Source organism: Pseudomonas sp. 22490, from assembly GCF_052044465.1.
In the GTDB taxonomy this organism is placed as follows: domain Bacteria; phylum Pseudomonadota; class Gammaproteobacteria; order Pseudomonadales; family Pseudomonadaceae; genus Pseudomonas; species Pseudomonas aeruginosa.
On the sequence record NZ_JBQENS010000048.1, the window covers coordinates 19,747 to 45,261 of the forward strand.

At 67.0% G+C, this 25,515-nt stretch carries 27 protein-coding genes; 10 read left to right on the top strand and 17 right to left on the bottom strand.

The genetic code is table 11. The features are described from left to right. The first annotated feature begins 47 nt into the window (after positions 1-47). The gene (locus ACTJJX_RS32240; protein WP_016851652.1) at positions 48-764 is read left to right on the top strand and encodes an amino acid ABC transporter permease; all 717 of its coding nucleotides are present in this window, start codon (positions 48-50) and stop codon (positions 762-764) included. Position 765: 1 nt separating this feature from the next. Beyond that, positions 766-1,443 carry an amino acid ABC transporter permease gene (locus tag ACTJJX_RS32245; protein ID WP_003113694.1) on the top strand — a complete coding sequence of 226 codons (678 nt, stop codon included), beginning with the start codon at positions 766-768 and terminating at the stop codon, positions 1,441-1,443. Between the two features lie 15 nt (positions 1,444-1,458). On the opposite strand, the gene ACTJJX_RS32250 is transcribed toward ACTJJX_RS32245, so the two are convergent. The 9 genes from ACTJJX_RS32250 to hcnA form a co-directional block, all read right to left on the bottom strand. Then, positions 1,459-2,343 (bottom strand): DUF1911 domain-containing protein, encoded by an 885-nt coding sequence (locus tag ACTJJX_RS32250; RefSeq protein ID WP_003113693.1) that lies wholly within the window; start codon positions 2,341-2,343, stop codon positions 1,459-1,461. A gap of 124 nt (positions 2,344-2,467) precedes the next feature. Then, a complete protein-coding gene (locus ACTJJX_RS32255) occupies positions 2,468-4,063 on the bottom strand; it encodes an EAL domain-containing protein (protein WP_016851653.1) in 1,596 nt (531 codons plus the stop codon). A gap of 87 nt (positions 4,064-4,150) precedes the next feature. Continuing rightward, positions 4,151-5,026, bottom strand: a complete 876-nt coding sequence (locus tag ACTJJX_RS32260) for an NAD(P)-dependent oxidoreductase (RefSeq protein ID WP_003113691.1) — start codon at positions 5,024-5,026, stop codon at positions 4,151-4,153. Positions 5,027-5,031: 5 nt separating this feature from the next. Next, positions 5,032-5,376 (bottom strand): putative quinol monooxygenase, encoded by a 345-nt coding sequence (locus ACTJJX_RS32265; protein WP_016851654.1) that lies wholly within the window; start codon positions 5,374-5,376, stop codon positions 5,032-5,034. Next, entirely contained in the window at positions 5,373-6,410 is a 1,038-nt protein-coding gene (locus tag ACTJJX_RS32270; protein ID WP_016851655.1) for an NADP-dependent oxidoreductase, read from the bottom strand. The genes ACTJJX_RS32265 and ACTJJX_RS32270 overlap by 4 nt, the downstream gene beginning before the upstream one ends. 130 nt (positions 6,411-6,540) lie before the next feature. Then, positions 6,541-7,125, bottom strand: a complete 585-nt coding sequence (locus ACTJJX_RS32275) for a TetR/AcrR family transcriptional regulator (protein ID WP_003113688.1) — start codon at positions 7,123-7,125, stop codon at positions 6,541-6,543. Positions 7,126-7,278: 153 nt separating this feature from the next. Then, positions 7,279-8,532 carry a cyanide-forming glycine dehydrogenase subunit HcnC gene (hcnC, locus tag ACTJJX_RS32280; RefSeq protein WP_003113686.1) on the bottom strand — a complete coding sequence of 418 codons (1,254 nt, stop codon included), beginning with the start codon at positions 8,530-8,532 and terminating at the stop codon, positions 7,279-7,281. 2 nt (positions 8,533-8,534) lie between these two features. After that, positions 8,535-9,929 (bottom strand): cyanide-forming glycine dehydrogenase subunit HcnB, encoded by a 1,395-nt coding sequence (gene hcnB / locus ACTJJX_RS32285; RefSeq protein WP_016851656.1) that lies wholly within the window; start codon positions 9,927-9,929, stop codon positions 8,535-8,537. Continuing rightward, positions 9,926-10,240, bottom strand: a complete 315-nt coding sequence (gene hcnA / locus ACTJJX_RS32290; RefSeq protein ID WP_003113684.1) for a cyanide-forming glycine dehydrogenase subunit HcnA — start codon at positions 10,238-10,240, stop codon at positions 9,926-9,928. The genes hcnB and hcnA overlap by 4 nt, the downstream gene beginning before the upstream one ends. A 197-nt stretch (positions 10,241-10,437) precedes the next feature. On the opposite strand from hcnA, the gene ACTJJX_RS32295 reads away from it, so the two are divergent. Continuing rightward, positions 10,438-10,704 (top strand): alpha-amylase family glycosyl hydrolase, encoded by a 267-nt coding sequence (locus ACTJJX_RS32295; protein ID WP_003147575.1) that lies wholly within the window; start codon positions 10,438-10,440, stop codon positions 10,702-10,704. On the opposite strand, the gene ACTJJX_RS32300 is transcribed toward ACTJJX_RS32295, so the two are convergent. After that, a complete protein-coding gene (locus tag ACTJJX_RS32300; RefSeq protein ID WP_003158711.1) occupies positions 10,664-11,077 on the bottom strand; it encodes a CBS domain-containing protein in 414 nt (137 codons plus the stop codon). The genes ACTJJX_RS32295 and ACTJJX_RS32300 overlap by 41 nt on opposite strands. 228 nt (positions 11,078-11,305) lie before the next feature. Between ACTJJX_RS32300 and exoY the strand changes: the two genes are divergently transcribed. Further along, entirely contained in the window at positions 11,306-12,442 is a 1,137-nt protein-coding gene (gene exoY / locus ACTJJX_RS32305) for a type III secretion system adenylate cyclase effector ExoY (RefSeq protein ID WP_016263503.1), read from the top strand. A 104-nt stretch (positions 12,443-12,546) separates the two neighbouring features. Here the strand turns inward: exoY and ACTJJX_RS32310 are convergent, their stop codons facing one another. From ACTJJX_RS32310 to ACTJJX_RS32320, 3 genes are all read right to left on the bottom strand, one after another. After that, a complete protein-coding gene (locus tag ACTJJX_RS32310) occupies positions 12,547-13,101 on the bottom strand; it encodes a ClpP family protease (RefSeq protein WP_003113679.1) in 555 nt (184 codons plus the stop codon). A 156-nt stretch (positions 13,102-13,257) separates the two neighbouring features. Further along, positions 13,258-13,680 (bottom strand): low affinity iron permease family protein, encoded by a 423-nt coding sequence (locus tag ACTJJX_RS32315; RefSeq protein WP_003089012.1) that lies wholly within the window; start codon positions 13,678-13,680, stop codon positions 13,258-13,260. A gap of 27 nt (positions 13,681-13,707) precedes the next feature. After that, positions 13,708-14,922, bottom strand: a complete 1,215-nt coding sequence (locus ACTJJX_RS32320; RefSeq protein WP_016851658.1) for a carboxylate-amine ligase — start codon at positions 14,920-14,922, stop codon at positions 13,708-13,710. A gap of 185 nt (positions 14,923-15,107) precedes the next feature. Between ACTJJX_RS32320 and ACTJJX_RS32325 the strand changes: the two genes are divergently transcribed. Both ACTJJX_RS32325 and ACTJJX_RS32330 read left to right on the top strand, forming a co-directional pair. Next, positions 15,108-16,484, top strand: a complete 1,377-nt coding sequence (locus ACTJJX_RS32325; RefSeq protein ID WP_016851698.1) for an iron-containing redox enzyme family protein — start codon at positions 15,108-15,110, stop codon at positions 16,482-16,484. Continuing rightward, positions 16,468-17,418 carry a methyltransferase gene (locus tag ACTJJX_RS32330; RefSeq protein ID WP_016851659.1) on the top strand — a complete coding sequence of 317 codons (951 nt, stop codon included), beginning with the start codon at positions 16,468-16,470 and terminating at the stop codon, positions 17,416-17,418. The genes ACTJJX_RS32325 and ACTJJX_RS32330 overlap by 17 nt, the downstream gene beginning before the upstream one ends. Here the strand turns inward: ACTJJX_RS32330 and ACTJJX_RS32335 are convergent. Further along, positions 17,402-17,632 carry a hypothetical protein gene (locus ACTJJX_RS32335; RefSeq protein ID WP_016851660.1) on the bottom strand — a complete coding sequence of 77 codons (231 nt, stop codon included), beginning with the start codon at positions 17,630-17,632 and terminating at the stop codon, positions 17,402-17,404. The genes ACTJJX_RS32330 and ACTJJX_RS32335 overlap by 17 nt on opposite strands. Before the next feature lie 147 nt (positions 17,633-17,779). On the opposite strand from ACTJJX_RS32335, the gene ACTJJX_RS32340 reads away from it, so the two are divergent. Then, entirely contained in the window at positions 17,780-18,388 is a 609-nt protein-coding gene (locus ACTJJX_RS32340) for a Yip1 family protein (protein ID WP_003123473.1), read from the top strand. A gap of 3 nt (positions 18,389-18,391) precedes the next feature. Here ACTJJX_RS32340 and ACTJJX_RS32345 read toward each other — a convergent pair whose 3' ends face one another. Further along, the gene (locus ACTJJX_RS32345; protein WP_003088988.1) at positions 18,392-20,344 is read right to left on the bottom strand and encodes a hybrid sensor histidine kinase/response regulator; all 1,953 of its coding nucleotides are present in this window, start codon (positions 20,342-20,344) and stop codon (positions 18,392-18,394) included. A 229-nt stretch (positions 20,345-20,573) separates the two neighbouring features. Between ACTJJX_RS32345 and ACTJJX_RS32350 the strand changes: the two genes are divergently transcribed. After that, the gene (locus ACTJJX_RS32350) at positions 20,574-21,164 is read left to right on the top strand and encodes a hypothetical protein (protein WP_003088985.1); all 591 of its coding nucleotides are present in this window, start codon (positions 20,574-20,576) and stop codon (positions 21,162-21,164) included. A gap of 12 nt (positions 21,165-21,176) precedes the next feature. Beyond that, entirely contained in the window at positions 21,177-21,524 is a 348-nt protein-coding gene (locus ACTJJX_RS32355; RefSeq protein WP_003088982.1) for a hypothetical protein, read from the top strand. A gap of 250 nt (positions 21,525-21,774) precedes the next feature. Here ACTJJX_RS32355 and ACTJJX_RS32360 read toward each other — a convergent pair whose 3' ends face one another. Together ACTJJX_RS32360 and ACTJJX_RS32365 are read right to left on the bottom strand one after the other, a co-directional pair. Next, a complete protein-coding gene (locus tag ACTJJX_RS32360) occupies positions 21,775-24,741 on the bottom strand; it encodes a Tn3-like element TnAs1 family transposase (protein ID WP_023082280.1) in 2,967 nt (988 codons plus the stop codon). Positions 24,742-24,744: 3 nt separating this feature from the next. After that, positions 24,745-25,305 carry a recombinase family protein gene (locus ACTJJX_RS32365; protein ID WP_023082279.1) on the bottom strand — a complete coding sequence of 187 codons (561 nt, stop codon included), beginning with the start codon at positions 25,303-25,305 and terminating at the stop codon, positions 24,745-24,747. On the opposite strand from ACTJJX_RS32365, the gene ACTJJX_RS32370 reads away from it, so the two are divergent. Beyond that, the coding region (locus ACTJJX_RS32370; protein WP_440782048.1) for a hypothetical protein at positions 25,294-25,515 on the top strand (222 nt) is incomplete at its 3' end. The genes ACTJJX_RS32365 and ACTJJX_RS32370 overlap by 12 nt on opposite strands.

Here is a 25,515-nt window from a genome sequence, read left to right on the forward strand (position 1 = left end):
CACTTCGCTGAGGCGCGTTTTTCGTTCTACCCGACGGAATCCCGCACATGTTCGGCGAACTTCTCGCCCCGCAGTACCTGCGCTGGTTGCTCGACGGCTTCCTGCTGACCCTCGGTCTTGCCCTGCTCAGTTGCCTGCTCGCCACCCTGATCGGCGCCCCCCTGGCCATCGCCCGGCTGTCGCGCCGGCGCCTGCTGTCCTGGCCGGCGCGCGCCTACCTGGCGCTGTTCCGCAATACCCCGCTGCTGGTGCAGCTGTTCTTCTGGTACTTCGGCGTTCCCGCGCTGCTGCCGGAGGCGCTGGTGAGCTGGCTGAACACGCCGCACGAGACGCCCTTGCTCGACTGGCCGTCCTTCGAGTTCCTCGCCGGTGCCTGGGGGCTGACCCTCTATACCTCGGCTTTCGTCGCCGAGGAGTTCCGCGCCGGCATCGCCTCGGTACGCCCCGAGCAGCGCGCCGCCGGCCTCGCCCTGGGGCTGACCCAGCGCCAGGTATGGCGCGAGGTGGTGCTGCCGCAGGCCCTGCGCACGGCTCTGCCGCCGCTGCTCGGGCAGTACATGAATGCGCTGAAGAACTCCTCGCTGGCGATGGCCATCGGCCTGGCCGAGCTGTCCTACGCTTCGCGCCAGGTGGAAACCGAGACCTTCAAGACCTTCCAGGCCTTCGGTATCGCCACCCTTCTCTACATCGGCGCCATCGCCCTGATCGAAGCTTTCGGCCAGGCGTTGCAGCAGACCCGCCGCTACCGCCAGGGAGGTGCCTGAGATGGATTTCTCGGTCATCTCGGACAACCTGTCCTACCTGCTGCTCGGCGCCTACCCGGACGGCCCGCTCGGCGGAGCGGCGCTGACCCTGCTGCTGGCGTCGCTCTCCGGACTGGCTTCGGCGGTGCTCGGCCTGGTCCTCGGCGTGGCCCTCGCGGTGCTGCCCGGCAAGCCGCGCCTGCTGCTGGTGGCGCTGCTCGGCTTCTTCCGCGCGATCCCGGTGCTGATGCTGATCTTCTGGACCTACTTCCTGCTGCCGATCGTCTTCCATGTCGACGTACCGGCGCTGGCCACCGTGGTCTGCGCGCTGTCGCTGATCGGCGGCGCCTACCTCGCCCACTCGGTGTACGCCGGCATCCACAGCCTCCCCGCCGGGCAGTGGGCGGCCGCCCGCGCGCTCGGACTGCGGCCGTGGCAGGTATTGCGCCTGGTGATCCTGCCGCAGGCGCTGCCGGTGATGCTGCCATCCTTCCTCAACCAGTGGGTGTCGCTGATCAAGGACACTTCCCTGGCCTACGTGATCGGCGTCGGCGAGCTGTCCTTCGTCGCCACCCAGGTGAGCAACCGGGTGATGGTCCACCCGACGGAGATCTTCCTGTTCGTCGCCCTGCTCTACTTCCTGCTCTGCACCAGCCTCGACCTGGCCGCCGCGTTCCTCGCCCGCCGCCGGCGGGCCTGAGCGGCGGCCGGTGGCTCAGGCGTCGCCGCGCGCCCGCGCGTAGTCGACCAGGTCGCCGAGGTAATGCGGCGAGGCGCGCAGGACGCCATCGTCCCAGCCGTAGAGCACGCCCAGCGCCGACACCTCCATGGCCCACCAGCCCCAGGCGTAGGGGCCGGTCAGGCGGCGGGTCTTCTTCTGCGCCTTGGGGGAAAGCTGGAAGAACTCCCGGTACTGGCTTTGCAGGTAAGGCGCCAGCGCCTGGGCGTCGCTGCCGTCCGCCTCTTCGAAGAACGCCCGCAACTGCCCGAACGGCCGTGGATGGAAGGTTTCCTCGCTGGCGGAAGTCAGGCCGAGGGCGGCCGCGCCGAGATAGTCGAGCAGGCGGTCGGTATCGAACTGCAGGACCTCCTCGACCAGCGCCGGGATGAGCTCCTGGGCATCGAGCAGCACGCCCATGGCGAGCAGTTGCAGCGCGAACGGATACTGGCCTGTGCGCGGCGCCAGGGCCGGCGCCGTCTCGAAGTCGACCTCGCCCTGCTCGCGCAGGCTGTCGCGGGCGGCGCCGAGCAGCCGGCTGTAGTCCAGCCACAGCGCGGCGGTCTCCAGGTAGATGGAGCGCAGTTCGGCGCCGGCCAGGCCCCGGTCGATGGCCTTGAGCAGCAGCGTACTGGCGTTTTCCGCGGCCTGGCCCCAGGCCCAGGCGTTTTCCAGGGCTGCGTGCCCTTGCGCGGCGAACGGCTGGCGATAGCCGTGGCTCCGGGAAAACCTGTCGAGCGCGGCGATCAGTTCGCGCCAGTCGGCTTTCCAGTCGGCGAGGTCGATGTTCCTTCGCGGCGCCCGGTCGGTGCGGGCCAGGTTGCGCCATAGCGGCAGGGCTTCGGCGAGTCGGTTGTCCAGGGTGAGGGGGAATGCGTGCATGGCGGCCTGTGGTGATCGCGGCCGTTTCCGGCCGTTCCGTGCGATCCGGAGTGCGGCCGTCCAGGCCGCATCCGGTATGGACGGCCGATGCTAGCGCAGCGTGGTGCCCCGCGGAAGGTCCGTTCTAGCGGCCCGCCGGCTGGTTCCGGTAGTAGTCGAGGAAGGCCTCCAGCGGCAGTGCCTTGCCGAAATGCCAGCCCTGGCCGAGGGCCTCGGGCGAGCGGCGCAGCACGTGGTCGGCCTGGGCCTGTGTCTCGATCCCTTCGACGACCACGCCGATCTCCAGGTGCTCGGCCATCGAGCAGAGCTTGTCGAAGATCAGTTCGACGGCGCTGCTGTCGCCGATGGACTGAGTGAAGACCTTGTCGATCTTGATCGCGTCTACCGGCAGGTTGGCCAGGTAGACCAGGTTCGAATGACCGGTGCCGAAATCGTCCACGTAGATCTTCAGGCCGAGTTCGCGCAGGCGGTTCATCCCGGCCAGCAGGCAGCCCTGGGCCTCGGTGGTGCGCTCGGTCAGTTCCAGCGCGACCTGTTCCGGGCGCACGCTTTCCCTGGCCATCTGGCGCATGGCGAAATCGATGAAACCGGGGTCGGCGATGTCCTTGCCGGTGACGTTGACGCTGACGTAGAAGCTCCGCTGTTCCCTCAGCAACGGCCCGAGCTGCTTCAGGGCGCGGCGGAAGACGAAACGGGTCAGCAGTTCGATGTCGCCGCTCTCCTCCAGGGCGCCGATGAATACATCCGGGGAAACCCGCCCCAGGCTGCTATCGGTCCAGCGCGCCAGGGCCTCGACCCCGGCGCAGCGGCCGCTGGCCAGGCGCACGATGGGCTGGTAGTGCACCTCCAGGGCCTCGCGCTTCAACGCGCGCAGCAGCCTGGCCGGCAGTTTTTCGTCGTTGAGGAAGCCGAACAGGTAGCTGAGCAGCAGCATGACGCCGAACAACAGCCCGCCGCCGATCGCCGCGGCCATGGCCGCGCGTCCGGGCTCGGTGCCAAGCAGGCCGCGTTCGCGGAGAAGGGAGACCACGCAGATGTCCTGCGTCGGGTCGCACAGGCTTATCTGCCGGGCGCCGATGAAGCGCGGCCAGCCGGGCCGGCCGAGCGCCTCGAGGGGCTGATCGTCGTCCCAGGCGAAACGGTGGTAGATGTAGTCGCCGCCACTGCTGACGGCCGCCGCCGAGATGCCCGGGGCCGGGTGGTCGACATCGAAATAGGCGTGCGGGGCAATGAATACGACGGCGTTGCCGCGACTGACCAGCCCGGTGGGCAGCGCCTGCAACGGCAGGGGCATGCCCTCCGACCAGAAGCGGGTGCCGGCGGCATCTACCCGGTCGGGCGCGGACAATCCCCAGGGCGCGCGCAGCCGGCCCCGGACGCCCGTGCACATGACCCGGTCGCCGCTGATCCTGCCAACGTCGCTCATGAAGCGCGACTCGAGCACGATGGAACGCAGCATTTCCAGGTCCTGGTCGCTGCAGGCCGGCGCGCTGCCGGCGTTCATCTCGCGGAGCATCTGGTCCGCCGCGGAGGAAATCTCCAGTGCCCGCTCCAGCGCCCTCTCGGTGTACGAGCGCAGGTGCGCGCCGTCGTGCTGGCGATCCAGTTCGTTGATGACGAAGATCCCACAGACACCGCCCACCAGGGTGGTGGTGAGCAGTATCGGCAGGATGCGTCGCCAGTTGATCCGGCCTTCTGCAGCCGTTCCACGCTCGGACATACCTTCTTCCGCCTAATGAATCCATGGAAAGCACGCCAGATTGCCGAACAGCTTCACGGGCCCTGCCGGGCCGTGCGCAGAACCTTTTCAGATTTGTCCCGATCGTGACAACGCTACCTTCGCCAGCGCCGTCCAGTCCGATTCCCCGTCGCCATGGGCGATGGCTTCGAGCAACACGTCGTGCAACAGGCTGGCCAGCGGCAGCGGCACGTTGTGGCGCTTGCCGGCGGACAGCGCCAGATCGACATCCTTCAACCCGAGGACCAGGCGGAACCTGGCCGGGGTGAAACGCTGCTCGACGATCTGCGGGCCGTAGTTGCGATAGACAGGCGCATCGAAAAGCGTCGAGGACATGAGCTCCATGAACCGGCCGGGCTCGACGCCCAGGCGCTTCACCAGGGCGACGCTTTCGCCCATGCTTTCGATGGCGCTGGCGATCATGAAGTTACCAGAGATCTTCACCGCCATTGCCCCGCGCGGGTCTTTTCCGAAAAACCATGTCTTCTGTCCCATAATTTCCAGCAGCGCCTTGACTTGCTCGATGGCTTCCTCCGGACCGCCGACGACGATGTTCAGCTTGCCGGCCTCCGCCACGTCGGTGCGGCCGAACACCGGCGCGGCGACGAACGCGAGGCCCTGGCGCTGGTGCGCCTGGTCGAGCGCCTCGACGCAATCGAGCGACAGGGTCGACATGCTCAGGTGGATGAGACCCGGCCTCGCCCGTTCGAGCGCGCCGCTGTCGAGCAGCACGCCGCGAATCGCCTGGTCGTCCGCCAGCATGCTGATGACCACGTCGAGGCCGAACAGCTCGCCGACCTCCTCCGCCCTGGCAGCGCCCAGCGCCACCAGGGGCTCGCAGGCCGCCGCGGAACGGTTCCACACCGTCACTTCGAGTCCCGCCTGCACCAGGCGGGTGGCCATGGCGGCGCCCATGCCGCCCAGGCCCAGAAATCCGACTTTCATCCGTTTCACTCCTCATGGGGGCTTGTAGGTTCCGGATCTACCGGAGACAGGCTGGCCGCTGGCAGTTCCTCGAGGAGGAACACCTGGCGGTCCGCCAGGAGATCGGCGACGGCATCGGCCATCGCCCTGTAGTGCGGCATCCGTCGGTGCCGCTCGATGGCGTCGCGGTGGGCCCAGCGCTCGACGAAGACGAAGCGCCCGGCCTCGTCGAGGCTCCGGTGCAGGACATAGGACAGGCAGCCGTCCTCGGCCCGCGACGGCTGCACGCAGGCCAGCAGCAGCCGCTCGACCTCCGCCGCCCTGCCCTCGCGCGCCTGCAACAGCGCTACCACACGGACCGCCTGGTTCATGCGTCGGCTCCGACGCGCACCACCAGCTTGCCGAAATTGCGTCCCTGGAGCAGGCCGAAGAAGGCCTCGGGGGCATTCTCCAGGCCGTCGACCCGCTCTTCGCGGTACTGGATGAGGCCGTCGGCGAACCACTTCGACATGTCGCGCTGGAATTCAGCGTAGCGATGGCCGTAGTCGTCGAAGATGATGAAGCCCTGCACCTTGATGCGCTTGCGCAGGATCGTGCCCATCAGCGCCGGCAAGCGGTCCGGCCCGGGTGGCAGCTCGGTGTCGTTGTAGTGGGCGACGATGCCGCAGACCGGGATCCGGGCCTTGGCGTTGAGCAGCGGGAAGACGGCGTCGAAGACCTTGCCGCCGACGTTCTCGTAATAGATGTCGATGCCGTCCGGGCAGGCCTCGGCCAGTCGTTCGGCGAAGTCCGCGGCATGGTGGTCGAGGCAGGCATCGAAGCCGAGCACCTGCACGGCGTGGCGGCATTTTTCCGCACCGCCGGCGACGCCGACCACTCGGCAGCCCTTGAGCTTGCCGATCTGTCCGACGGTGGCGCCGACCGGCCCGGTGGCGGCGGCCACCACCAGGGTCTCGCCGGCCTGGGGCTTGCCGATGTCGAGCAGGCCCATGTAGGCGGTGAAGCCGGGCATGCCGAGCAGGCCCAGGGCGTAGGACGGATGCTCCGGCGACTCGCCCAGGCGCGCCAGGCCGCTGCCGTCGGATAGCGCGTAGTCCTGCCAGCCGTTGGCCGAGAGCACCCAGTCGCCGACCTTGAACCCGGGATGGTTCGAGGCTTCCACCCGGCTGACCGTGCCGCCGACCATGACCGCGCCGAGTTCCACCGGCGGCGCGTAGGACGGCGCGTCGCTCATCCGTCCGCGCATGTAGGGATCGAGCGACAGGTAGACGGTGCGCAGCAGCACCTGGCCCGCGCCGGGCTCAGGAAGCGGAACCTGCTCGATGCGGAAGTTATCCCGGGTCGGGGCGCCGTGGGGGCGCGAGGCGAGGACGATGCGGCGGTTGACCTGCGTGGATTGGGACATTTCCAGACTCCTCTGTCTGACGAATGTGGCGAACGGCTCATACCGTGCGCCGGGCAAATTAGACCAGTCAACTACTGACGGGTCGAAAAAATACCCGCCTCTCGCGGGGCGGGTATTTCCTGGCGGTACCTCAGATTTCCAGCAGGCTGCGGGTGGTCTGCATGGCTGTCTCCAGCGGTCCCGGGCTGCGGTGCAGCTTGCTCAGCAGGCTCGCGCCGAGCCACAACTGGTACAGCGCGCTGGCCATGTGCCGGGCATCGCAGGGCGCGAGGGAGCCGTCGTCGCGGCCCTGCCCGAGGCAGCCGACCAGGCGTTCGATGATCCCGTCGGATCCGTCGCGCAGGGTGATGCGCATGCTTTCCGAAAGGTCCGCGACCTCGGCGCTGAGCTTGACCACCAGGCAGCGCTGCTCGTCGCAGGGCGGGCAGGCGTTGTCCAGCCACTTCTGCCAGTAGCTCATCAGTCGTTCGCGGGCATTCAGCCCTGGCGCGGAGAAGCGTTGGTCCATGTCCGCCAGGTAGACGCGGAAGTAGTCCTCCAGCAGGGCCTGGCCGAACTGTTCCTTGGATTTGAAGTAATGGTAGAACGAGCCCTTGGGAACGCCCGCGCTCTGCAGGATTTCGTTGAGGCCGACTCCGGAGAAGCCTTTGACCGCCATGATCCGGTATCCGGTATCGAGCAGATGCTGGCGGGTGTCGTCGTAGCTGGTTTTCATGGGGCGCACGGTAGCTTGAATTAGACCAGTCGTCTAGAAATAATTCGAAGCCATGAGTATAGCGCCGACGGCAACTGCGCCGCTGTCGGGAACCGTGCGGAACGGACGCCGGTCCGGCGCCCGCCCCGCTCCGCGGATTTACCCCTCGCGGACCTAGCAGGCCGCGACCGCCACGGCGGCAGGCTCCGGCTGGAAGCGCGCGGCGAGGAACGGCGCGATGTCCAGCGGCAGCGTCTCTTCGTGGACCAGCCGGTCGAGCAGCACCCCGGTGATCGCCGACGTGAGGATGCCGGTGCGGAAATGCCCGCAGGCATTCAGGTAGCCCTCCACTTCAGCCACCGGACCGAGAATCGGCAGTTCGTCCGGCGAGCCCGGGCGCAGGCCGGCCCAGGTGCGCTTGAGGTTGACCTGTTGCAGCTCCGGCACGCAACGCACCGCGCCCTGCACCAGGCCGGCGATTTCCGGGAAGGTGTTGCTGACGTCGAAGCCCTTGTCCTCGGTGGTGCTGCCGATCAGGATCTCGCCATTGTCCTTCTGCGCCATGTAGCAGTCGCTGGTGGTCAGGCAACCGTTCAGCAGTCGTGGCATGCGCTCGGTGAGGACGATCTGGCCCTTCACCGGCTTCACCGGGATGCGCCGGCCGGTGGCCATTTCGCTGAGTTCCGCGGCCCAGGCGCCGGCGGCGTTGATCAGGGTCCGGCAATGCAGCACCCCGGCATTGTCCGTGCGCACCCCGCTGATCCGCCGGCCCTGGCGCAGCACGCCGGTGACGTTGGTTCCCGGCAACAGCTCGACGCCGTTCTGGCGCGCCGCCTCCAGGTAGGCGTCGGCCAGGCGGAACGGGCTGACCTGGTGGTCGCAGAGGAATTCCAGCGCGCCGTGGGCCGCGTGGCTGACCGCCGGCTCGGCACGACGCAGTTCCTCGCGGTCCAGCCAGCGCACCTGCTCGGCCAGATGCGGGATCTGCGCCACGATGTGCTCGGCGTACTGGCGATCCTCGTCGTCCTGGATCACGTATTTCAGCCCGGTGCGCTCGAACTTGAAGTCCATCCCGTGGCGTTCGATCAGTTCTCGGTGCAGTTCCGGGTACAGCGCGTTGGATTGCAGGGCGAGGTCGAAGAACGCCGGCGGCAGGATGTGCGGCGTGCTCGCGTCCACCGCCACCGCCGCGCCCTGGGCCTCGCGCCGGTTGCGGGAGGACATCATGCGGAAGAAGATCACCCCGCAGCCCAGTCCCACCGATTCGCCGATGGCCCAGAGGCCGCCGGCCGAGGCGCGGGTGGCGTTGCCCGGTCGCTTGTCGTCGACCACGGCGATGCGCAGGTTGCCGCGCCTGGACAGTTGGTAGGCGCAGGACGCGCCGATCACGCCGCCGCCGGCAATCACGATGTCATAGGTTCTGTTCATGTTCAGGCTTCCGTACCGAGGTTCTGGAATGCGGAAAACGGGATCGGATCGATCGGGAAACGCGGCCGCAGCCAGCCGACGTCGTGGCGTCCGGTGGCGCGGCGCAGGCGATCGCTGCAGTAGCCGATGCACATCCGCCCCTGGCAGTCGCCCATGCCGGCGCGGGTGCGCATCTTCAGCCCGGCGATGTCCTGCACGCCCTGTTCGAGCGCGCGCTCGATGTCGCCACGGGTGACCTGTTCGCAGCGGCAGATCACCGTATCGGCCCGCGCCAGTTCGACCTGGCGGGCGCCGCGCTGGGTGTAGCGCTCGACTCCGGCGCGGAAGCGCTTGATCGCCTCCAGGCGGGCAAGATGGGATTCTCGGCGTTCGATGGCCTCGGCGGGCGCGATGGCCTCGCGTTGCAGGAGGATCGACAAGGCCGCGATGCGCCCGCCGATCATCGCCGCCTCGCCGCCGCGGATACCCGCCATGTCGCCGGCCAGGTGGATGTGCGGTTGGCTGCTCTGCTGCCAGACGTTGCATTCCGCGCGCAGGTATCCGTCGTCGCTGAAGCCGTGCTCCAGACCCAACTGCTGGCTGAGCTGGGTGCGTGGGATGAAGCCATAGCCGACCGCCAGGGTGCTGGCCTTCACCGGTCGCGCGTTTTCCAGGTCGGGCCGCCACTCTTCGTCGTAGGGCGCCACCGTCACTTCCGTCAGTTCCCCCTCGCCGCTGGCCTCCACCACGCCCCAGCCATAGTGCAGCGGAATGCCGTTGAGCTTGAGATAGCCGAGCATGCTCAGGCCGTCGAGGAACAGTTGCGGCTTGTTCAGCAGCGCCAGGCTTTCCCTGGCCATGCGGCCGAACGCGCAGGCCTCGTAGACCCCGGCGACACGTACCCCGGCCGCATGCAGCTGGCAGGCCACCAGTGGCAGCAGCGGGCCGCTGCCGGTGATCAGGGTATCGCCCAGGGGCTTCACCACGCCGCTCTTGATCTGCAATTGCAGGCCGCCGAGGAGCATCACCCCGGGCAGGGTCCAGCCGGGGAACGGCACGCTGCGCTCATGGCAGCCGGTGGCCAGGAGCAGGTGCGAATACTCCACCTCGTGCAGCCGTTCCGCCTCGTCGAGGACCATCAGGTGCTGGCCGTCGCCACCGACCACGCGGCTGTTCAGGCGCAGGTCGATGTGCCCGGCGCAGGCGGAGAAATCGCGCCGCAGTTTTTCCAGCATCCGGGTGTAGCGCGCGCCGAGGTAGGCCGGATCGACGCCGGCCCGCAAGGGGCCGCGATAGACCACCCCGCCGGGACGCGAGGCCTCGTCGAAGAGGACGCAGGGGACCCCGCGCCTGGCCAGCTCGATGGCTGCGGCCATGCCGGCCGAGCCGCCGCCGACGATCACCGGGCGCAGGTTCATGGCCGTTCCTCCTGGTCGAAGCGGTTGCTTTCGGTTTCCACCCGCATGCCCGGCCGGACGACGGTCTGGCAGGCGCGGCGCTTGGGCCGGCCGTCGATGGCGACCAGGCAGCAGTGGCATACGCCCATGCCGCAGAAGGCGCCGCTGGCCTGGCCATGGTCGTTGCGCGCGAGCCGGCGCAGGCCCACGGCATTGAGCACGTTGAGCACGGTCTCACCGGCAGCCGCCGCGACGGGCTGGCCATTGAGGTGGATGGTCATGTCTGCCCGCGAGAGGGGCTGGATATCGTGTTGACGTTCAAGAAGGTGCATTGCCCTTTCATCCGTGAGAGAGAGTCGGGAGCCGGCGACACTAGGAGTCGGGCCGGGCGCGGACATTGATCCATGACAGGTGGGTATCTTCCCCTGCCAATTCTGGTAGGTGGGGTGCAGGCGTTCGCGCGGAAAAGTCGAACCCGCGCCTACCCCAGGGTGCCAAGCAGCAAAGCCGGCTCACCCGTGGAGGCCCCATGCTGCAATCCTTCCAGCCGCCCTGGTGGAAACGCGCGGTGATCTACCAGGTCTACCCGCGTTCGTTCACCGACAGCGACGGTGACCTGCCCGGCCTGGTCGCGCGCCTGGACCACCTGCGCCGCCTTGGCGGCGACGCCCTCTGGCCGTCACCGGTGTATCGCTCGCCCGACCCCGGCGCTGCCGCCGCAGATCGCCACCACCCGTCGTTCCGTCATGTCCGACTCAGTGCGCGCGGGCCACGCCGCGCAAGAGGTTGGCGCTGAGCTTGTCGGTGTTGCAGGTCGCGATGTTGGCCAGCGAGACGATGCCTACCAGGCGCTTGTTGCGATCCATTACCGGCAAGCGGCGCTTCTCCAGTTGCGCCATGTTCTTCGCCACATGGTCCACTTCCTCGTCCTCGAAGCAGTAGCGCAGTTCCCCGCTCATCACCTCGCGCACCGGGCGGTCGGCTCCGAGTCCATCGGCGAGGCCGCGCACCGCCAGGTCGCGGTCGGTGACCACGCCGGTCAGGCGCTCGCCCTCGTTGACCAGCAAGGCGCCGATATCGGCTTGGCGCATCAGCAGCGCCGCCTCGCCGAGGGTGGTCTGGGGGGTGACGGTACGTACTTCGCGACTCATGATTTCCCGGACTTTCATCGTTCTGTCTCCTTCTTCCGGCGCGCCGTTTTCGGCGCGGCTCTCCCTGCTTGTGAATCGCCCGCATACGGGGAGTTCGAAGTTTCTTCCCGGCGTCGCAGCCATCTACCTAGCGCTCGCGCGGGCAGCGTGCGGAAAACAAAAAATTTGCCCGCGTTTTCTGATATCTCGCCGCTGCCCGGATTCTTATTCTCGACTCCTTCTTTGGCATATGCGGGAAAACGAACCATGCGTATCGACGGTCATCGTCAGGTGGTTTCTAACGCAACGGCACAGCCCGGACCGCTACTGCGCCCTGCGGATATGCAGGCACGGGCTCTACAGGACCTGTTCGATGCGCAGGGGGTGGGGGTTCCCGTCGAACATGCCTTGCGCATGCAGGCGGTGGCCAGGCAGACGAATACCGTCTTTGGCATTCGCCCGGTTGAAAGAATCGTCACCACGCTGATCGAAGAGGGTTTCCCGACCAAGGGCTTCTCGGTGAAGGGGAAAAGCTCGAACTGGGGTCCGCAGGCGGGGTTCATCTGTGTCGACCAGCATCTCAGCAAGCGGGAAGACCGCGACACGGCGGAAATACGCAAGCTGAACCTGGCTGTGGCGAAGGGAATGGATGGCGGAGCCTATACCCAGACCGACCTGCGGATCTCTCGGCAACGCCTTGCGGAGCTGGTGCGGAATTTCGGCCTGGTGGCAGACGGTGTCGGGCCGGTTCGCCTCCTGACCGCGCAGGGCCCCAGCGGCAAACGCTATGAGTTCGAGGCCCGCCAGGAGGCGGACGGTCTCTACAGGATCAGCCGCCTGGGGCGGTCGGAAGCGGTGCAGGTACTGGCCAGCCCGGCTTGCGGGCTGGCGATGACCGCCGATTATGACCTCTTCCTGGTAGCGCCCTCGATCGAGGCGCATGGCAGTGGTGGTCTCGATGCAAGAAGGAATACCGCGGTCAGATACACCCCCCTCGGTGCAAAGGATCCCCTGAGCGAGGACGGATTCTATGGCAGGGAGGATATGGCCAGGGGAAACATCACTCCGCGCACGCGGCAACTGGTGGACGCCCTCAATGACTGCCTGGGCCGGGGGGAGCACAGGGAGATGTTTCACCACAGCGACGATGCGGGCAACCCAGGCTCCCATATGGGTGACAACTTCCCGGCCACCTTCTACCTTCCCCGGGCCATGGAGCATCGGGTCGGAGAAGAGTCCGTTCGCTTCGACGAGGTCTGCGTGGTGGCGGATCGGAAGAGCTTTTCCTTGCTGGTCGAGTGCATCAAGGGCAACGGCTATCACTTCACCGCCCATCCCGACTGGAACGTGCCGCTGCGGCCCGGCTTCCAGGAGGCGCTCGACTTTTTCCAACGTAAGGTCTGATGCGCAAAGGTCGTTGGCAAAGCCCGCTTTCCCCGGCGGCATGGGCATCCTGCCGCCTGTCCAAGGCCTTCCGCTTGCCGGAATATGCTGGGCGACGCGGGAAACTAAGAATGGATACTCCACTGGCAGGCGGCAGCGGGTATAGGCGAATCGTCCACCGTATGGATCAGTCCGCAAGCCAGGGCGTCTTCCGGACCAAGGATGCGCGGATAGGCCATCAGGTAGCGCGGGATGTCCAGGCGTTCCGGCGCATCACGGGTGTTCTCGGCGACGATCCGGGCGTAAAGCTCCAGGTCGTAGTCGAGGCTCATCGCATATTCCGCCATCCGCGCATGGTCCACCGCGCCATGCAGGGTCCAGTGGAAAGGATGGAACAGGAACTTGCTGTGGGCACTGGCGCTGCGTCGCTCGCCGGCGAGGAACAGGATGTTGCCCATCGACTCGACGGTACCCAGGTTGTGGGTATGTATCGGCACCGGCAGCGCGCGCAGGAAGTTGTACAGGGTAAAGCCGTAGCTGCATTCCCCGCCCATGGTGGCGATGTTGATCCGCAACTCCTCGGCCTCCTGTTGCAGGACCTTGGCGCAAGTGTTGATCAGATTGCCGCAGGTGGACGAATTGATCGGCCCGGTGAAATGGATGATGTGCTGCTTGGACATGCTCGCCTCTCTTTCCGTATCGGTTCCTCGACGGTCTGCACGGGTTTCCCTACAGAGGATTGTCGCGCCTGCGCCGCGAGCCATCGGCGCGACGAATGGCAGTGCCGGCCAGGAACCAGGCACGATGAGCACGCGACTGCCTTACGCAGGGAGGCTTCAGGCGTCGCGCTGTCGTTCCTCGCAGGCGCATTCGCGGGCTTCTTCGCTGGCTACGCCTTGCGGCGTATCTCCATCCCGCTCACCCATCCGCTGGTAGCGCTCACGCAGTTCGCGCAAGGTGTCGGCGTCCAGGTCGTCGAGTCCGAGCAGCGCGTTGTGGGCGCGCCGGGTGCTGCGCAGCAGTTCGTCGATCTTGATGTGCAGCGCATCGGTATCGCGGTTCTGAGTGTTCTGGATGAGGAAGACCATGAGGAAGGTAACGATGGTGGTCGAGGTATTGATCACCAGTTGCCAGGTATCGTTGAAGTCGAAGAACGGCCCGCTGATCGCCCATGCCAGGATCAATCCGAGGGCGATGACGAAGGTCGGCGGCCGGCCACTCCAGTTGGACAGGCGTTGGGCGAATCGGGAAAAGCTCATGGTGGCGAACCCCCTGTGACGTTCTCCCTACTCCTGACCACGGATTGGCATCGGTGCTCCAGCGGCCGGACGGAATGACCGGCCGCCTTCGTTGGCGCGCTTGCCGGCCGGACTGGCCAAGGCCGGCTGGAGATTCTCCTCCAGCAGTTCTTCCACCAGCCGGCGCAGCGCCACATGCCGTTCCTGGCCCGCTGCGCGCAGTGTCTGGTAGCGCTGCAACTGGCGACTGGCGGAGGTCTCTCCGAGCAATCCACGGGCATGCTCGTAGGCCCATTCGTTGCCCTGGCGGGCCTGCGGCCGGCACTGTCGCCAGGCCATTTCCAGCCAGTCCCCGGCACCTACGCAGCGGCCTTCGACGAGATAGCGGCCGGCGCAACCGTAACGCAGCGCCTGCCAGTAGTTTTCCTCCAGGCAGGCGTCGCGCGCGACCGGCAACGCACGCGGGTCCGCGTCCAGCGCTTCGCCCACCAGCGCTCTGAACAGCCCGGCCAGGCTCAGCGCGTCGGCCAGGCGCGGGCAGGCGTCGCAGATACGCAGCTCCAGGGTCGGCACATGGGATGACGGCCGGATCATCCACCAGACCTGGCCATCCTCGCGGATGCAGCCGGTCTCGCGCAGCAGCGCCAGGTGGCGGCGATAGGCGTCCTCGTCGGGCAAGGCAGGAGGAATGTTCATCCTCGGCCACTCGCCGCAGAGTGCCCGTCGATAACTCGCCAGACCGCTGCGCCGGCCGCCGCGGAACGGCGAGGATGCGCTCAACGCCAGCAGCAGCGGCAGCCACGGCAACACGCGCTGGAGCACAGCCATGCGGTCGTGGCTCGGCGGTATCTCCACATGCACGTGCAGGCCGCAGACCAGGCTGCGCCGGGCCACCCGCCCCTGGTCCTCGAACAGGCGGGCGAAGTGCGCCGCCGGGTTGCTTCGCGCCCGACGCCAGTCGGCGAAGGGATGGGTGCCGACGCAGAGCGAACGCAGGCCGAAGTCCATGGCCAGATGCGCCAGGCGTTGCCGGGCCTGACCGTGGAAGCGCGCGGCCTCGGCCAGGGTGGAGAACACCGGGCTGGCCACCTCGACCTGGCATTCGAACATCTCCTCGGCGAAATGCTCGCCGAGCGTGTCACGGCAGGCCGCGACGAATCCGGCGGGGGCGGAGCGGACGATGTCCAGGTCGGAGGCATCGAGCAGGAAGAATTCTTCCTCGATGCCGAAGCGAAGGCCGCTGGCGGCCAGGTCGTGGGTCATCGGCGCAGCTCCCGGGGATTGTCTCGGGAAGACGCCGGAGTGCCGTCGAGGTTCGTTTTTTCCGCCGTGAGGTTCCCCGGCGCGCCGCCGATCCTGCCAGTGAAACCTTTTTCCCCTGGTGTCACTCGCACCCATATGTGTGGTCGCCCCGGCCGCCCCCGCAAACCCACGACAAGGAACGCGACATGAGCCTGTCTTCGCCCCTCCCTGCCTCCAGTGCAAGCCCTTCGCCCAGGGTCCGCGACCTGTACCACGCCCTGCTCGACGAGCCCCGCGAGCACCTCGAAGCCGCCGGCGAGTTCCTCGACCAGCAATTGAGCCTGGCCGCCACCCATGACGACGACCTGCCGGAGGACCCCGCCGATTGGCCGGCCTGGCTCGATGCCGGTGCCCGGCGCACCGCCGAGGCGCATGCCGAATACCTCCGGGCACGTCGGCGCGGCGAAGGGCCACGCTACTTCCAGGTTCCCTCCCAGGCGATGCACTTCATTCGCAGCGTGGCCCCGACCAAGCTGGTCGACGGCGCCTGGCTCTATGGGCTGTTGCCGCATCATGGCGAGGAACGCCTGCGGCCGCTGCTGGAGACCTTCCTCGAAGAACTCGGCGACGGCGTCCCGGCACGCAACCACGTCCTGCTCTACCGGCGCCTGCTGGCCAGCATCGGCAGCGAGGAAGTCGAAGGCCTCAGCGATCTCCACTACCTGCAGGGCACCCAGCAACTCGCCCTCGGCCACCTCGCCGCGGACTACCTGCCCGAAGTGATCGGCTACAACCTCGGCTACGAGCAACCGCCGCTGCACCTGTTGATCACCACTCAGGAGCTGCGCGAGCTGGGCTTCGACTCCTACTATTTCCAGTTGCACGTGACCATCGACAACGCCGCCAGCGGGCATGCGCGCAAGGCCCTGCGCGCGCTCTACGACAACCTGCCGCAGCTTGGCGGGCGCGCGGCCTTCCTCGAACGGGTGAGGAACGGCTACCGCCTGAACGAGGTCGGCCTGAGCACTACGCAGGTAATCGACGGCTTCGATCTCGAGGAAGAATTGCTGGCCATGTTCGAGCGCAAGCGCCCCTACGCCGCCGGTATGCATTCGGATCGTTGCCGGATCGGCGGGCGCACGGTGAACCAGTGGCTGGCGGTGCCCGGGCGGTTCCCGGCGTTTCTCGCCTGCCTGGAGGAAGAGGGCTGGATCCGGCGCCATGCCGATCCGCGCGGCAGCCGCTTCTGGAACCTGATCGAGGGCGACCGGGCGGCAATGTTCGGAGTCTTCACTCCCTACGAGCAGCAGTTGCTGTACGACTGGATCGCTGGCGACTGGCAAGCACCCGCTCCGGCGGACAGGGACCCGCTTGCGCCGCTGGCGGAGCCGGCGACGGCGGGCGGAGACGTGGATGCCGAGCAGGTCGCGCTGCGGCGCGAGCTGCTGCGGCTATCCCCCGAGCAGGGCGTGGCACGCCTTCTCGAACTGATGGCCCCGCACCGCCACCACGGACCCGCCGGTCTCCTTGCCACGCGGATGTTCAGCCAGCGCTGGAGGGCCGCCCATGCCCAGCCTGAATGATCCGCGCCTGGACGTCCTGGTCAGCCTCGGCAACTGGTTGCGAGGCCAGGACTACCGTTTCGTCACCGTCACCCCGGCTACCCATGAGCGCGTCAACGCCCGCCCGGAAAACCGCATGGCCCGGGACCTGGCCGGCATCTTCGGCTGGAGCCGGGCATTCGCCGGGGAAAGCCTGCCGGCCGACTGGCTGACCCTTCTTGCCGGCGCCGACCTGATCCGCCGCGAGGCGGACGGCTGGCGCAGCCAGGTGCGCGTCTCCAGCCTCGGCGAGCAACTGTTCGTCCATTCGGCCTTCCCTACCCTGGCCGCCGACGCGGTGTTCTTCGGCCCCGACACCTACCGCTTCGACCGGCTGATCCGCAGCCACCTGGCATCGTCCGATCCGGCACGCATCCGCCGTGCGGCGGATATCGGCTGCGGCGCCGGCCCCGGCGCGATCCGCATCGCCATGGCCTGCCCGGACGCCGAAGTACACGGGCTGGATATCAATCCGGCGGCGCTCGACCTGGCGCGGGTCAACGCGGCGCTGGCGGGGGTCGGTAACCTGACCCTGGCGCGTAGCGACCTGCTGAGCCAGGCGCCCGGTCGCTTCGACCTGATCGTGGCCAACCCGCCCTATCTCCTGGATGCCTCGGAGCGCGCCTACCGGCATGGTGGCGGGATGCTCGGCGCCGGGCTCTCGCTGGCAATCGTCGATGCCGCCCTCGAGCGCCTGGAAGCCGGCGGCAGCCTGCTGTTGTATACCGGGGTGGCGATGGTCGAAGGCGGCGATCCGTTCCTCGCCCGCATCCGCGAACGCCTGGCGTCTCGGGAGTGGGGCTGGGACTACCAGGAACTGGACCCGGACGTGTTCGCCGAAGAGTTGGACAGCCCCGCCTACCGCGAAGCCGAGCGGATCGCCGTGGTCGGCCTGCGGGTCACTCGTCCCGCCTGAGGCGCTCCAGGCCTTCCAGGCTCCCCACCAGATCCTCGTTCAGGCGCTGCCAGCGCTCGGCCACCTCGGCCTCGGCCGGAATCACCGCGAGGACCTCGCCATCCACCCACTCCCAGGGCAGGCACAGGCGTTCCGCCTCGGCCCGGCTGGCGGCGCGCACGGTGCGGGCGAAACGCCGCCAGCCGCGCATGTGCTGGATTTCGTAGGTGGTCATGGGCTCCTCCGGAAGACAGGGACGTTTGTCTTTCGGCGCTCCCCGCGTCTTCCGGTTCAAGGCCCTGGATGGGCNGGCACGCCACCTGAACCCCCTCGCGCCGGGCCGGTCCAGACTCCTGAACGCCACAGAAAAGAGGTGCCCGTCATGACCCGCGAAATGGCTCGGCTACTGATCAGTCCCTCCAATGCCTGGCCTCGTCTGCGCCAGGACTACGACCATCACCCTTTCGCCTTCCTCGTTCCGCTGTTGCTATTGCCGCTACTGCCGGCGGCCTGCCTGTTCATCGGCACTACCCAGGTCGGCTGGTCGCTGCCGGGCAACGACAGCGTGCAACACCTCTCCAGCGGCAGCGCCCTGCTGCTGGCGACGATGTGTTACCTGGGCTTCGTCGCCGGCGTGGTGATCATGGGCTTCTTCGTACGCTGGGTGCTGTTCCGCACGCCGTCGCGCCCCAGCGTACCGGGCAGCCTGACCTTCACCACGGCGATCGCCGTGCCCTTGATGCTCGCCGGGATCGTCGCCCTGGTGCCCTGGCGGATCCTCCTGCTGCTGGCCGCGGCGGCTGCCTGCGCCTACTCGGTACGCCTGCTGTTCACCGGCCTGCCGCTGTTCATGCGCATGCAGGAGCGGCAGACATTGTTCTACGCCTTCTGCATCCTCGGCGTCGGCTTCCTGACCCTGCTGACCACCGCCTTCATCTTCATCGAGTTCTGGGGGCAAAGCCTGGCCGGCAGCGGCGAGTACCTGCGCTGAGGCTCAGCCGGCCTTCAGCGTGCCGGTCAGGAACAGGTACAACTCTTCCTGGCCGAACGGCTTGGCCAGCTTGGGCAACTGTGCCGCCGCGCCTTCGATCTTTTCCGCGAAGCCGGTGGCCAGGGCCATCTTCAGCGGCCTGCCCTGGGCCATGACCCGCTCCACCAACTGGCTGCCGTTCATCCGTGGCATCGCCTGGTCGGTCAGGAGGATGTCCAGCTCCGGCGTCGCCGTGAGAATCTCCAGGGCCAGGCTGCCGGAGTCGGCCTTGAGTACCGAGCAACCGAGGTCCTCCAGCATCGCCGCGGTGTTGTTCAACACCAGCGGGTCGTCGTCCACCACCAGTACCCGACAGGACAAGCGCACCCGCTCGCTTTCGCTGGGCGGCTGCGGCGTCGCGCCATTGCCCGTACGGGCGCTTTCCGGGGTTCGCGGGACGGCGGGTATCCAGATGTTCGCGGTGGTGCCGACGCCCGGCTGGCTCTCCAGGGTGAGCCGGCCGCCGAGCTGCTCGGCGAGGCCGTCGACGATCGACAGGCCCAGCCCGGTGCCACGCCCAATTCCCTTGGTGGTGTAGAAGGGTTCCACCGCACGGCGCAGGGTTTCCTCGTCCATGCCGCTGCCGGTGTCGCTGATGCTCAGGCAGATATAGTTGCCCGGTGCGAGGCGATGGGGATTGTCCGCCGGCACCCGCTGGTTGCTCGCGGAAAAGACGATGCGCCCGCCGTTGGGCATGGCGTCGCGGGCGTTGGTGGCAAGGTTGATGATGGACAGTTCGAGCTGGTTGGCGTCGGTCAGGCCGAGGTCGAGATCCAGGGGAAAGCGCGTCTCGATCGATACGCTCGGTCCCAGGGAATGGATCAGCAGGTCGGTCATCCCGCGCAACAGGTCGGGGATCGCGCAGGGCTGCGGATCGAGACGTTGCTTGCGGGCGAAGGAAAGCATCCGCTGGGTCAGGTTGGCGCCGCGCTGGGCGGCCTCCAGGGCGTTCTGCAAGAGGTCGGCGGTGCGCTGGTCGCCGGGCAGGCGTTTCTTCAGCAGCCCGAGGCTGCCGATGATCACCGTCAGCAGGTTGTTGAAGTCGTGGGCCACGCCGCCGGTGAGGTGCCCCAGGGACTCCATCTTCTGGGCCTGGAACAGCTCCTGGCGGGCCCGTTCCAGTTCGCGTTCGGCTTCGATCCGGTGGGTGATGTCACGGGTTACCTTGGCGAAGCCGATCAGCCGGCCATCGCTGTCGCGGATCGGATCGATCACCACGTTGGCCCAGAAGCGACTGCCGTCCTTGCGCACCCGCCAGCCTTCCTTCTCGAAACGCCCTTCGCGTTCGGCGGCGGCCAGGCCGCGGGCCGGCTCGCCGGCCTCGCGGTCTTCGGGGGTGTAGAAGCAGGAGAAGTGCCGGCCGATCACCTCTTCCGGCAGGTAGCCCTTGATCCGCTGGGCGCCGAGGTTCCAGTTGGTGATCCGCCCGCGGTGGTCGAGCATGTAGATGGCGTAGTCGGTAACGCTCTGCACCAGCAGGCGGAACTGCTCCTGGCTGCGCCGCAGCGCCTCCTTGGCTGCGCGCCCTTCGCTGAGGTCGTGGATCAGCTGGGCGAAGCCGAGCAACTGGCCCTGGCTGTCGCGGATGGCGTCGATCACCACCTGCGCCCAGAAGCGCTTGCCGTTGCTGCGCACCCGCCAGCCCTCGGTCTCGAAGCGGCCCTCGGCATCCGCCTGGCGCAGCGCCTGTTGCGGAACGCCGGCGTCGCGGTCCTTGCGGGTATGAAAGCAGGCGTAGTCGCGGCCGAGGATCTCGCTCGCGTCGTGGCCGAACAGGCGCGCCGCGCCGGCGCTCCAGCTGGCGATACGGCCAGCGCTGTCCAGGGTGTGGATCGCGTAGTCGTCGACCGCTTCGTCGAGCAGGCGGTTGCGCGTGGCCTGGTTCAAGGGGACTTTCGGTTTTCTTGTGGTTTTCATGGACGTGTTCACTCGTCGGCTGCTCGACCCGGGCTGCAAGGCACACCCAGCAAGGTAGTACGAAGAACGTCTTCCGGCCGCTCGCTGGCTCGCCCCAGGAACTTGGCCGACCTTTCGGAAGACCCCGGCGCGGCCGGCGAATTCCATTCGCCGGAACCTTGTCCGGAGTATGGCTTTCGATATGCAGGTAGGGACATCTCCTTTCCACCGCACCGACCCCGGAGTTCCCATGCGCAATCTGGAAACCGCAACCCTGAAGCTGGGGATATTCCATCCCCACGACAGCCTGAGCCAGGCGCTGATCGCCGCCGCCCTGCAGCGGCAGATCGAAGTCAGCGCCTTGCAAGCCGACCTCAACAGCCTGCAGGCGCGCCCCGGGCTGCGCTGCAAGCCAGCCAGCCTGGCGTCGTCGATCGAGGTCAGCCAGGCGGCGGCCGGTCTCGACCTGCTGTTCGCGCCGTTGTCCGACTACGCCGCCGAAGCCTTGCCGCCGATCTGCGCCGCGCTGATCGATGGCGCCCTGCGCGCCGAGGTACCGCGCCTGTTCCTGCTTGGCCATTGGCAATGGCTGGTGGCGCCGCGCGATGCCGGCGAGGAGCAATTGGGTGCCGGGCTCGAGCGCAGCCTCACGGTCAGCGGCCTGGACTGGACGCTGGTGGAGGTCCCGAGCCTGCCCGCCGGCCTGCGCATCGACGATTTCAGTCGCGCCGGCGACGTCGCGGAAGTGGAGGCCGCCAGGGTGTTCGCCTGCGCCGAAGCGCTGCTCGACGAAGTCCGTCTCGGCCTGCACAAGCGCCAGTGCCTGCGCCTGGCGCCCTGAGGAGTACCCACCATGTCCGGCCCCGATACCCTCAGCCAGGCCTTCGGCACCCTGCTGCTGGCCCTGGCCTTCAGCGCCTTCATCGTTTTCGTTCGCGGCTACCGCCCGGGCGGGGTCAGCGGCGCCTGGTACGACCTGGTGCTCGCCTTCGTCGCGGTATGGCTGGCGTTCTGGCCCGAAGCCGGCGTACTCGCACGCTCGCCGAGCCTGGCCAATGCCCTGGGGTTGGTCTTGCAGGTCGGCGCTACCCTGCTCGGCTGCCTGCTTGGCTACGGGGTGGCAAGGGGATTGCGGCGGGCGATGCGGGAAACCCGGCAAAAAAGATCGGCTTCTTCGCCAACGAGCCGGCGAGGTTCCTAGAGGAAATATCAAGAAAATCCATATAACCATATGGGCGAAAAGTTCTTTCGAATGCCCATAAGGAGCGCCGAACGGGCTTTTCGCCCGTCATGATCGCACTCCGACATGAGCGTTCTGCACGACTTCTTGCATTCTGCATCCCGCGCCTCATGCGGGATACAGCTTATCCCGCAGATTCTGGATGTGGCCGGTATTTCATCGGCGCGGCGCCTATAGTGGGGAGCCCGCAGAATTCGGAAAAAATCGTACGCTAAGGTTTTCCGGGCATCCGTAGGGGCCGAAACTTCCCGTCTTCCAGTCTGCGGCTCTGCCGCCAGACGTAATCGCCGGTTAGGTTGATGTGCTCCCAGCCCAGCGGCGACAGGAATTGCAGCAGCTCGCCGTCCACCGGCTTGCCGGCCTCGACCAACCCCTGGATGGCGCGCTCCAGGTACACCGTGTTCCACAGCACGATAGCCGCCGTCACCAGGTTGAGGCCGCTGGCCCGGTAGCGCTGCTGCTCGAAGCTCCGATCCCTGATTTCCCCAAGGCGGTTGAAGAACACCGCCCTGGCCAGCGAGTTGCGCGCCTCACCTTTGTTCAGGCCGGCATGCACGCGGCGGCGCAGTTCAACACTTTGCAGCCAGTCCAGGATGAACAGCGTGCGTTCGATCCGGCCCAGTTCGCGCAGGGCGACAGCCAGGCCGTTCTGACGCGGATAGCTGCCGAGCTTGCGCAGCATCAGCGAGGCGGTAACGGTGCCCTGCTTGATCGAGCTGGCCAGGCGCAGGATGTCGTCCCAATGAGCGCGCACGTGCTTGATGTTCAGGGTGCCACCGATCAGCGGGCGCAGCGTCGGGTAGGCCTGCACGCCCTGCGGCACGTACAGTTTGGTTTCGCCGAGGTCGCGGATGCGTGGCGCGAAGCGGAAGCCCAGCAGGTGCATCAGGGCGAAGACGTGATCGGTGAAACCGGCCGTGTCGGTGTAGTGCTCCTCGATCCGCAGGTCGGACTCGTGATACAGCAGGCCGTCGAGCACATAGGTGGAATCTCGGACGCCGACATTCACCACGCGTGTGCTGAACGGCGCGTATTGGTCGGAGATGTGGGTGTAGAACAGCCGTCCTGGCTCGCTGCCGTACTTCGGGTTGACGTGCCCGGTGCTCTCACCCCGGCCGCCAGCGCGGAAGCGCTGGCCATCGGAGGATGAGGTGGTGCCGTCGCCCCAATGGGCAGCGAAGGCATGGCGGTACTGGTGATTGACCAGCTCGGCCAAGGCCGCCGAATAGGTTTCATCGCGGATATGCCAGGCTTGTAGCCAGGACAGCTTGGCGTAGGTCAGGCCGGGGCTCGACTCGGCCATCTTGGTCAGTCCGAGGTTGATTGCATCACCGAGGATCGCGGACAGCAGCAACGTCCGGTCTTTGGCCTCGGCCCCGTCCTTCAAGTGGGTGAAGTGGCGGCTGAAGCCCGTCCAATCGTCCACGTCCATCAGCAGTTCGGTGATCTTGATGCGCGGCAGTAACTGACTGGTCTGGTCGATCAGCGCCTGCGCCCGATCCGGCACCGCCGCATCTAGCGGGGTGATTTTCAGGCCGGACTCGGTGAGGATGGCATCGGGCAGCTCGTTGTCCTTGGCCAGGCGGGCGACAGTGGCCAACTGCTCGTCCAGCAGCTGCAAGCGCTCTTCCAGGTACTGGTCGCTGTTCGGGTTGATCGCCTTCGGCAGGGCCTGTTCCCGCTTGAGCGCGGCGAACTTCTCGGCCGGCAACAGGTAGTCGTCGAAGTCGCGGAACTGCCGCGAGCCCTTGACCCAGATGTCGCCGGAGCGCAGGGCGTTCTTCAGCTCGGACAGCGCGCAGATTTCGTAGAAGCGCCGGTCGAGGCCTTCCGGGGTGATCACCAGCGGCTTCCAGCGCGGCTTGATGAAGGCAGTGGGGGCATCGGCCGGCACCTTGCGCAGGTTGTCGGCGTTCATCTCGCGCAGGGTCTGCACGGCTGCCAGCACGCCTTGCGCGGCCGGGGCGGCGCGCAGCTCCAGTACCTCCAGCAGGGCCGGCGTGTAGCGGCGCAGGGTGGCGAAGTTCTCGCCGACCAGGTGCAGGTGGTCGAAGCCCTCCGGCCGGGCCAGCAGCTCGGCCTCACTGACGCTCTCGGTGAACTCGTCCCAGGGAATCACCGCCTCGATGGCGGCGTAGGGATCGCTGCCGCTTTCCTTTGCTTCCAGCAGCGCCTGGCCGATCTTGGAGTACAGGCGCACTTTGTCATTGATCGCCTTGCCCTGCTTCTGGAACTGCTGCTGATGCTTGTGTTTCGCGCCGCTGAACAGCTTGACCAGGATGCGGTCGTGCAGATCCACCAGCTCATCAATCACGGTTGCAGTGCTCTCCAGTACCACGGCGGCCAGGGTCGCATAACGTCGCTGCGGCTCGAACTTGCCAAGGTCTTTGGGCGTCATCTGCCCACCCTCGCGGGCCAGCTTGAGCAGGCGGTTCTGGTGGATGTGCCGGCCAAGGCCTTCGGGCAAGTCCACCAGCTGAAATGTCTTCAGCCGTTCGATGTGCTCAAGCATGTGGCGGGAGTTGGGTTTCAGCGGTGCCTGCCGCAGCCAGGTCAACCAGGTGATGCTGCTGCCGGCCTTGAGCTTAAGCAACTTGTCCAGCTTGGCCCGATGCGAGTCGGTGAGAGGTTCGACCAGGGCGCGGTAGACCCGCCGATTGGCCCGTGCAATGGCCTCCGAGCAAGCCCGGTCGATCACGCTCAACGCCGGCAGGATGCGTCGCTTCTGCCGCAGGCTCTCCAGCGCCTGGCCGGCCAGCAGCAAGCCCTTGTCGGTCTGCTGGGCCAGTTCGGTCAGCTCGCGCACCAGGGCGCGGAAGTCGGACAGGCCGAACGGGGCCAGTTGAAGGTAGGTGCGCAGTTCCTGGGCGTGCTCGCGACGGGTCACATCGCGCTCGCCGTACTTCGTCCAACTCGCCGGATCGGTCTGGACTTGCTTGGCCACCCACAGGATGACCGGTTCGGGCAGCTCGCTGTCAGTGCCCAACGCATAGCCGGGGTAGCGCAGCAGGCAGAGTTGCACCGCAAAGCCCAGACGGTTGGCGTCGCCGCGCCGCTGGCGGATCAGTGACAGGTCGGAATCGTTGAAGGTGTAGTAGCGGATCAGGTCATCCTGGCTTTCCGGCAGCGCGAGCAGGGTGTCCCGCTCCGTGGCCGAGAGGATCAAGCGACGCGGCATGTGTCAGTCGTCCGTGCGGAGGTACTGGTAGAGAGTTTCGCGGCTGATGTTGAACTCGCGGGCGAGCTGCGCCTTGGACTCACCTGCCGCCGCCCGCTGCCGCAGGGTAACAGTCTGCTCGTCGGACAGGGCCTTCTTGCGGCCCCGGTACGCGCCGCGCTGCTTGGCCAGGGCGATACCCTCGCGCTGCCGCTCACGGATCAGAGCGCGCTCGAACTCAGCGAAGGCCCCCATTACCGACAGCATCAGGTTGGCCATCGGCGAGTCCTCGCCGGTGAATACCAGCCCCTCCTTCAAGAACTCGATGCGTACGCCGCGCTGGGTCAGCTTCTGCACCAAGCGGCGCAGGTCGTCGAGGTTGCGGGCCAGGCGATCCATGCTGTGCACCACCACCGTGTCGCCCTCGCGGACGAAGCTCAGCAGCGCTTCGAGCTGGGGGCGCTGGGTGTCCTTGCCGGATGCCTTGTCGGTGAACACCTTGCTCACCTGGGTCTGTTCCAGTTGGCGTTCCGGGTTCTGGTCGAAGCTGCTGACCCGGACGTAGCCGATGCGGTGCCCCTGCACGATGTCTCCTTGGTTGAAGGCGGCTTATGTGCACTTTCTGTTCCGTTGCGCCTCAAACCCCGTTTCTGTCAGGCTGAAATCTATAACCTTCGCGGGCATGTGTCAAACAATGCGAAAGATGACTCTATTCTGACGAAGCGGCGCGGCCTTTGTCGTTTTCAGAAGACGGCTGCACTGAACGTCAGAAGCCGACTGCACTATAGCAGCGGA

What these genes read in the sequence shown, in the direction of transcription:
- ACTJJX_RS32240 (WP_016851652.1), top strand. Translation starts at nt 48, where the DNA reads ATGTTCGGCGAACTTCTCGCCCCGCAGTACCTGCGCTGGTTGCTCGAC.
- ACTJJX_RS32245 (WP_003113694.1), top strand. Translation starts at nt 766, where the DNA reads ATGGATTTCTCGGTCATCTCGGACAACCTGTCCTACCTGCTGCTCGGC.
- ACTJJX_RS32250 (WP_003113693.1), bottom strand. Translation starts at nt 2,343, where the DNA reads ATGCACGCATTCCCCCTCACCCTGGACAACCGACTCGCCGAAGCCCTG.
- ACTJJX_RS32255 (WP_016851653.1), bottom strand. Translation starts at nt 4,063, where the DNA reads ATGTCCGAGCGTGGAACGGCTGCAGAAGGCCGGATCAACTGGCGACGC.
- ACTJJX_RS32260 (WP_003113691.1), bottom strand. Translation starts at nt 5,026, where the DNA reads ATGAAAGTCGGATTTCTGGGCCTGGGCGGCATGGGCGCCGCCATGGCC.
- ACTJJX_RS32265 (WP_016851654.1), bottom strand. Translation starts at nt 5,376, where the DNA reads ATGAACCAGGCGGTCCGTGTGGTAGCGCTGTTGCAGGCGCGCGAGGGC.
- ACTJJX_RS32270 (WP_016851655.1), bottom strand. Translation starts at nt 6,410, where the DNA reads ATGTCCCAATCCACGCAGGTCAACCGCCGCATCGTCCTCGCCTCGCGC.
- ACTJJX_RS32275 (WP_003113688.1), bottom strand. Translation starts at nt 7,125, where the DNA reads ATGAAAACCAGCTACGACGACACCCGCCAGCATCTGCTCGATACCGGA.
- hcnC (WP_003113686.1), bottom strand. Translation starts at nt 8,532, where the DNA reads ATGAACAGAACCTATGACATCGTGATTGCCGGCGGCGGCGTGATCGGC.
- hcnB (WP_016851656.1), bottom strand. Translation starts at nt 9,929, where the DNA reads ATGAACCTGCGCCCGGTGATCGTCGGCGGCGGCTCGGCCGGCATGGCC.
- hcnA (WP_003113684.1), bottom strand. Translation starts at nt 10,240, where the DNA reads ATGCACCTTCTTGAACGTCAACACGATATCCAGCCCCTCTCGCGGGCA.
- ACTJJX_RS32295 (WP_003147575.1), top strand. Translation starts at nt 10,438, where the DNA reads ATGCTGCAATCCTTCCAGCCGCCCTGGTGGAAACGCGCGGTGATCTAC.
- ACTJJX_RS32300 (WP_003158711.1), bottom strand. Translation starts at nt 11,077, where the DNA reads ATGAAAGTCCGGGAAATCATGAGTCGCGAAGTACGTACCGTCACCCCC.
- exoY (WP_016263503.1), top strand. Translation starts at nt 11,306, where the DNA reads ATGCGTATCGACGGTCATCGTCAGGTGGTTTCTAACGCAACGGCACAG.
- ACTJJX_RS32310 (WP_003113679.1), bottom strand. Translation starts at nt 13,101, where the DNA reads ATGTCCAAGCAGCACATCATCCATTTCACCGGGCCGATCAATTCGTCC.
- ACTJJX_RS32315 (WP_003089012.1), bottom strand. Translation starts at nt 13,680, where the DNA reads ATGAGCTTTTCCCGATTCGCCCAACGCCTGTCCAACTGGAGTGGCCGG.
- ACTJJX_RS32320 (WP_016851658.1), bottom strand. Translation starts at nt 14,922, where the DNA reads ATGACCCACGACCTGGCCGCCAGCGGCCTTCGCTTCGGCATCGAGGAA.
- ACTJJX_RS32325 (WP_016851698.1), top strand. Translation starts at nt 15,108, where the DNA reads ATGAGCCTGTCTTCGCCCCTCCCTGCCTCCAGTGCAAGCCCTTCGCCC.
- ACTJJX_RS32330 (WP_016851659.1), top strand. Translation starts at nt 16,468, where the DNA reads ATGCCCAGCCTGAATGATCCGCGCCTGGACGTCCTGGTCAGCCTCGGC.
- ACTJJX_RS32335 (WP_016851660.1), bottom strand. Translation starts at nt 17,632, where the DNA reads ATGACCACCTACGAAATCCAGCACATGCGCGGCTGGCGGCGTTTCGCC.
- ACTJJX_RS32340 (WP_003123473.1), top strand. Translation starts at nt 17,780, where the DNA reads ATGACCCGCGAAATGGCTCGGCTACTGATCAGTCCCTCCAATGCCTGG.
- ACTJJX_RS32345 (WP_003088988.1), bottom strand. Translation starts at nt 20,344, where the DNA reads ATGAAAACCACAAGAAAACCGAAAGTCCCCTTGAACCAGGCCACGCGC.
- ACTJJX_RS32350 (WP_003088985.1), top strand. Translation starts at nt 20,574, where the DNA reads ATGCGCAATCTGGAAACCGCAACCCTGAAGCTGGGGATATTCCATCCC.
- ACTJJX_RS32355 (WP_003088982.1), top strand. Translation starts at nt 21,177, where the DNA reads ATGTCCGGCCCCGATACCCTCAGCCAGGCCTTCGGCACCCTGCTGCTG.
- ACTJJX_RS32360 (WP_023082280.1), bottom strand. Translation starts at nt 24,741, where the DNA reads ATGCCGCGTCGCTTGATCCTCTCGGCCACGGAGCGGGACACCCTGCTC.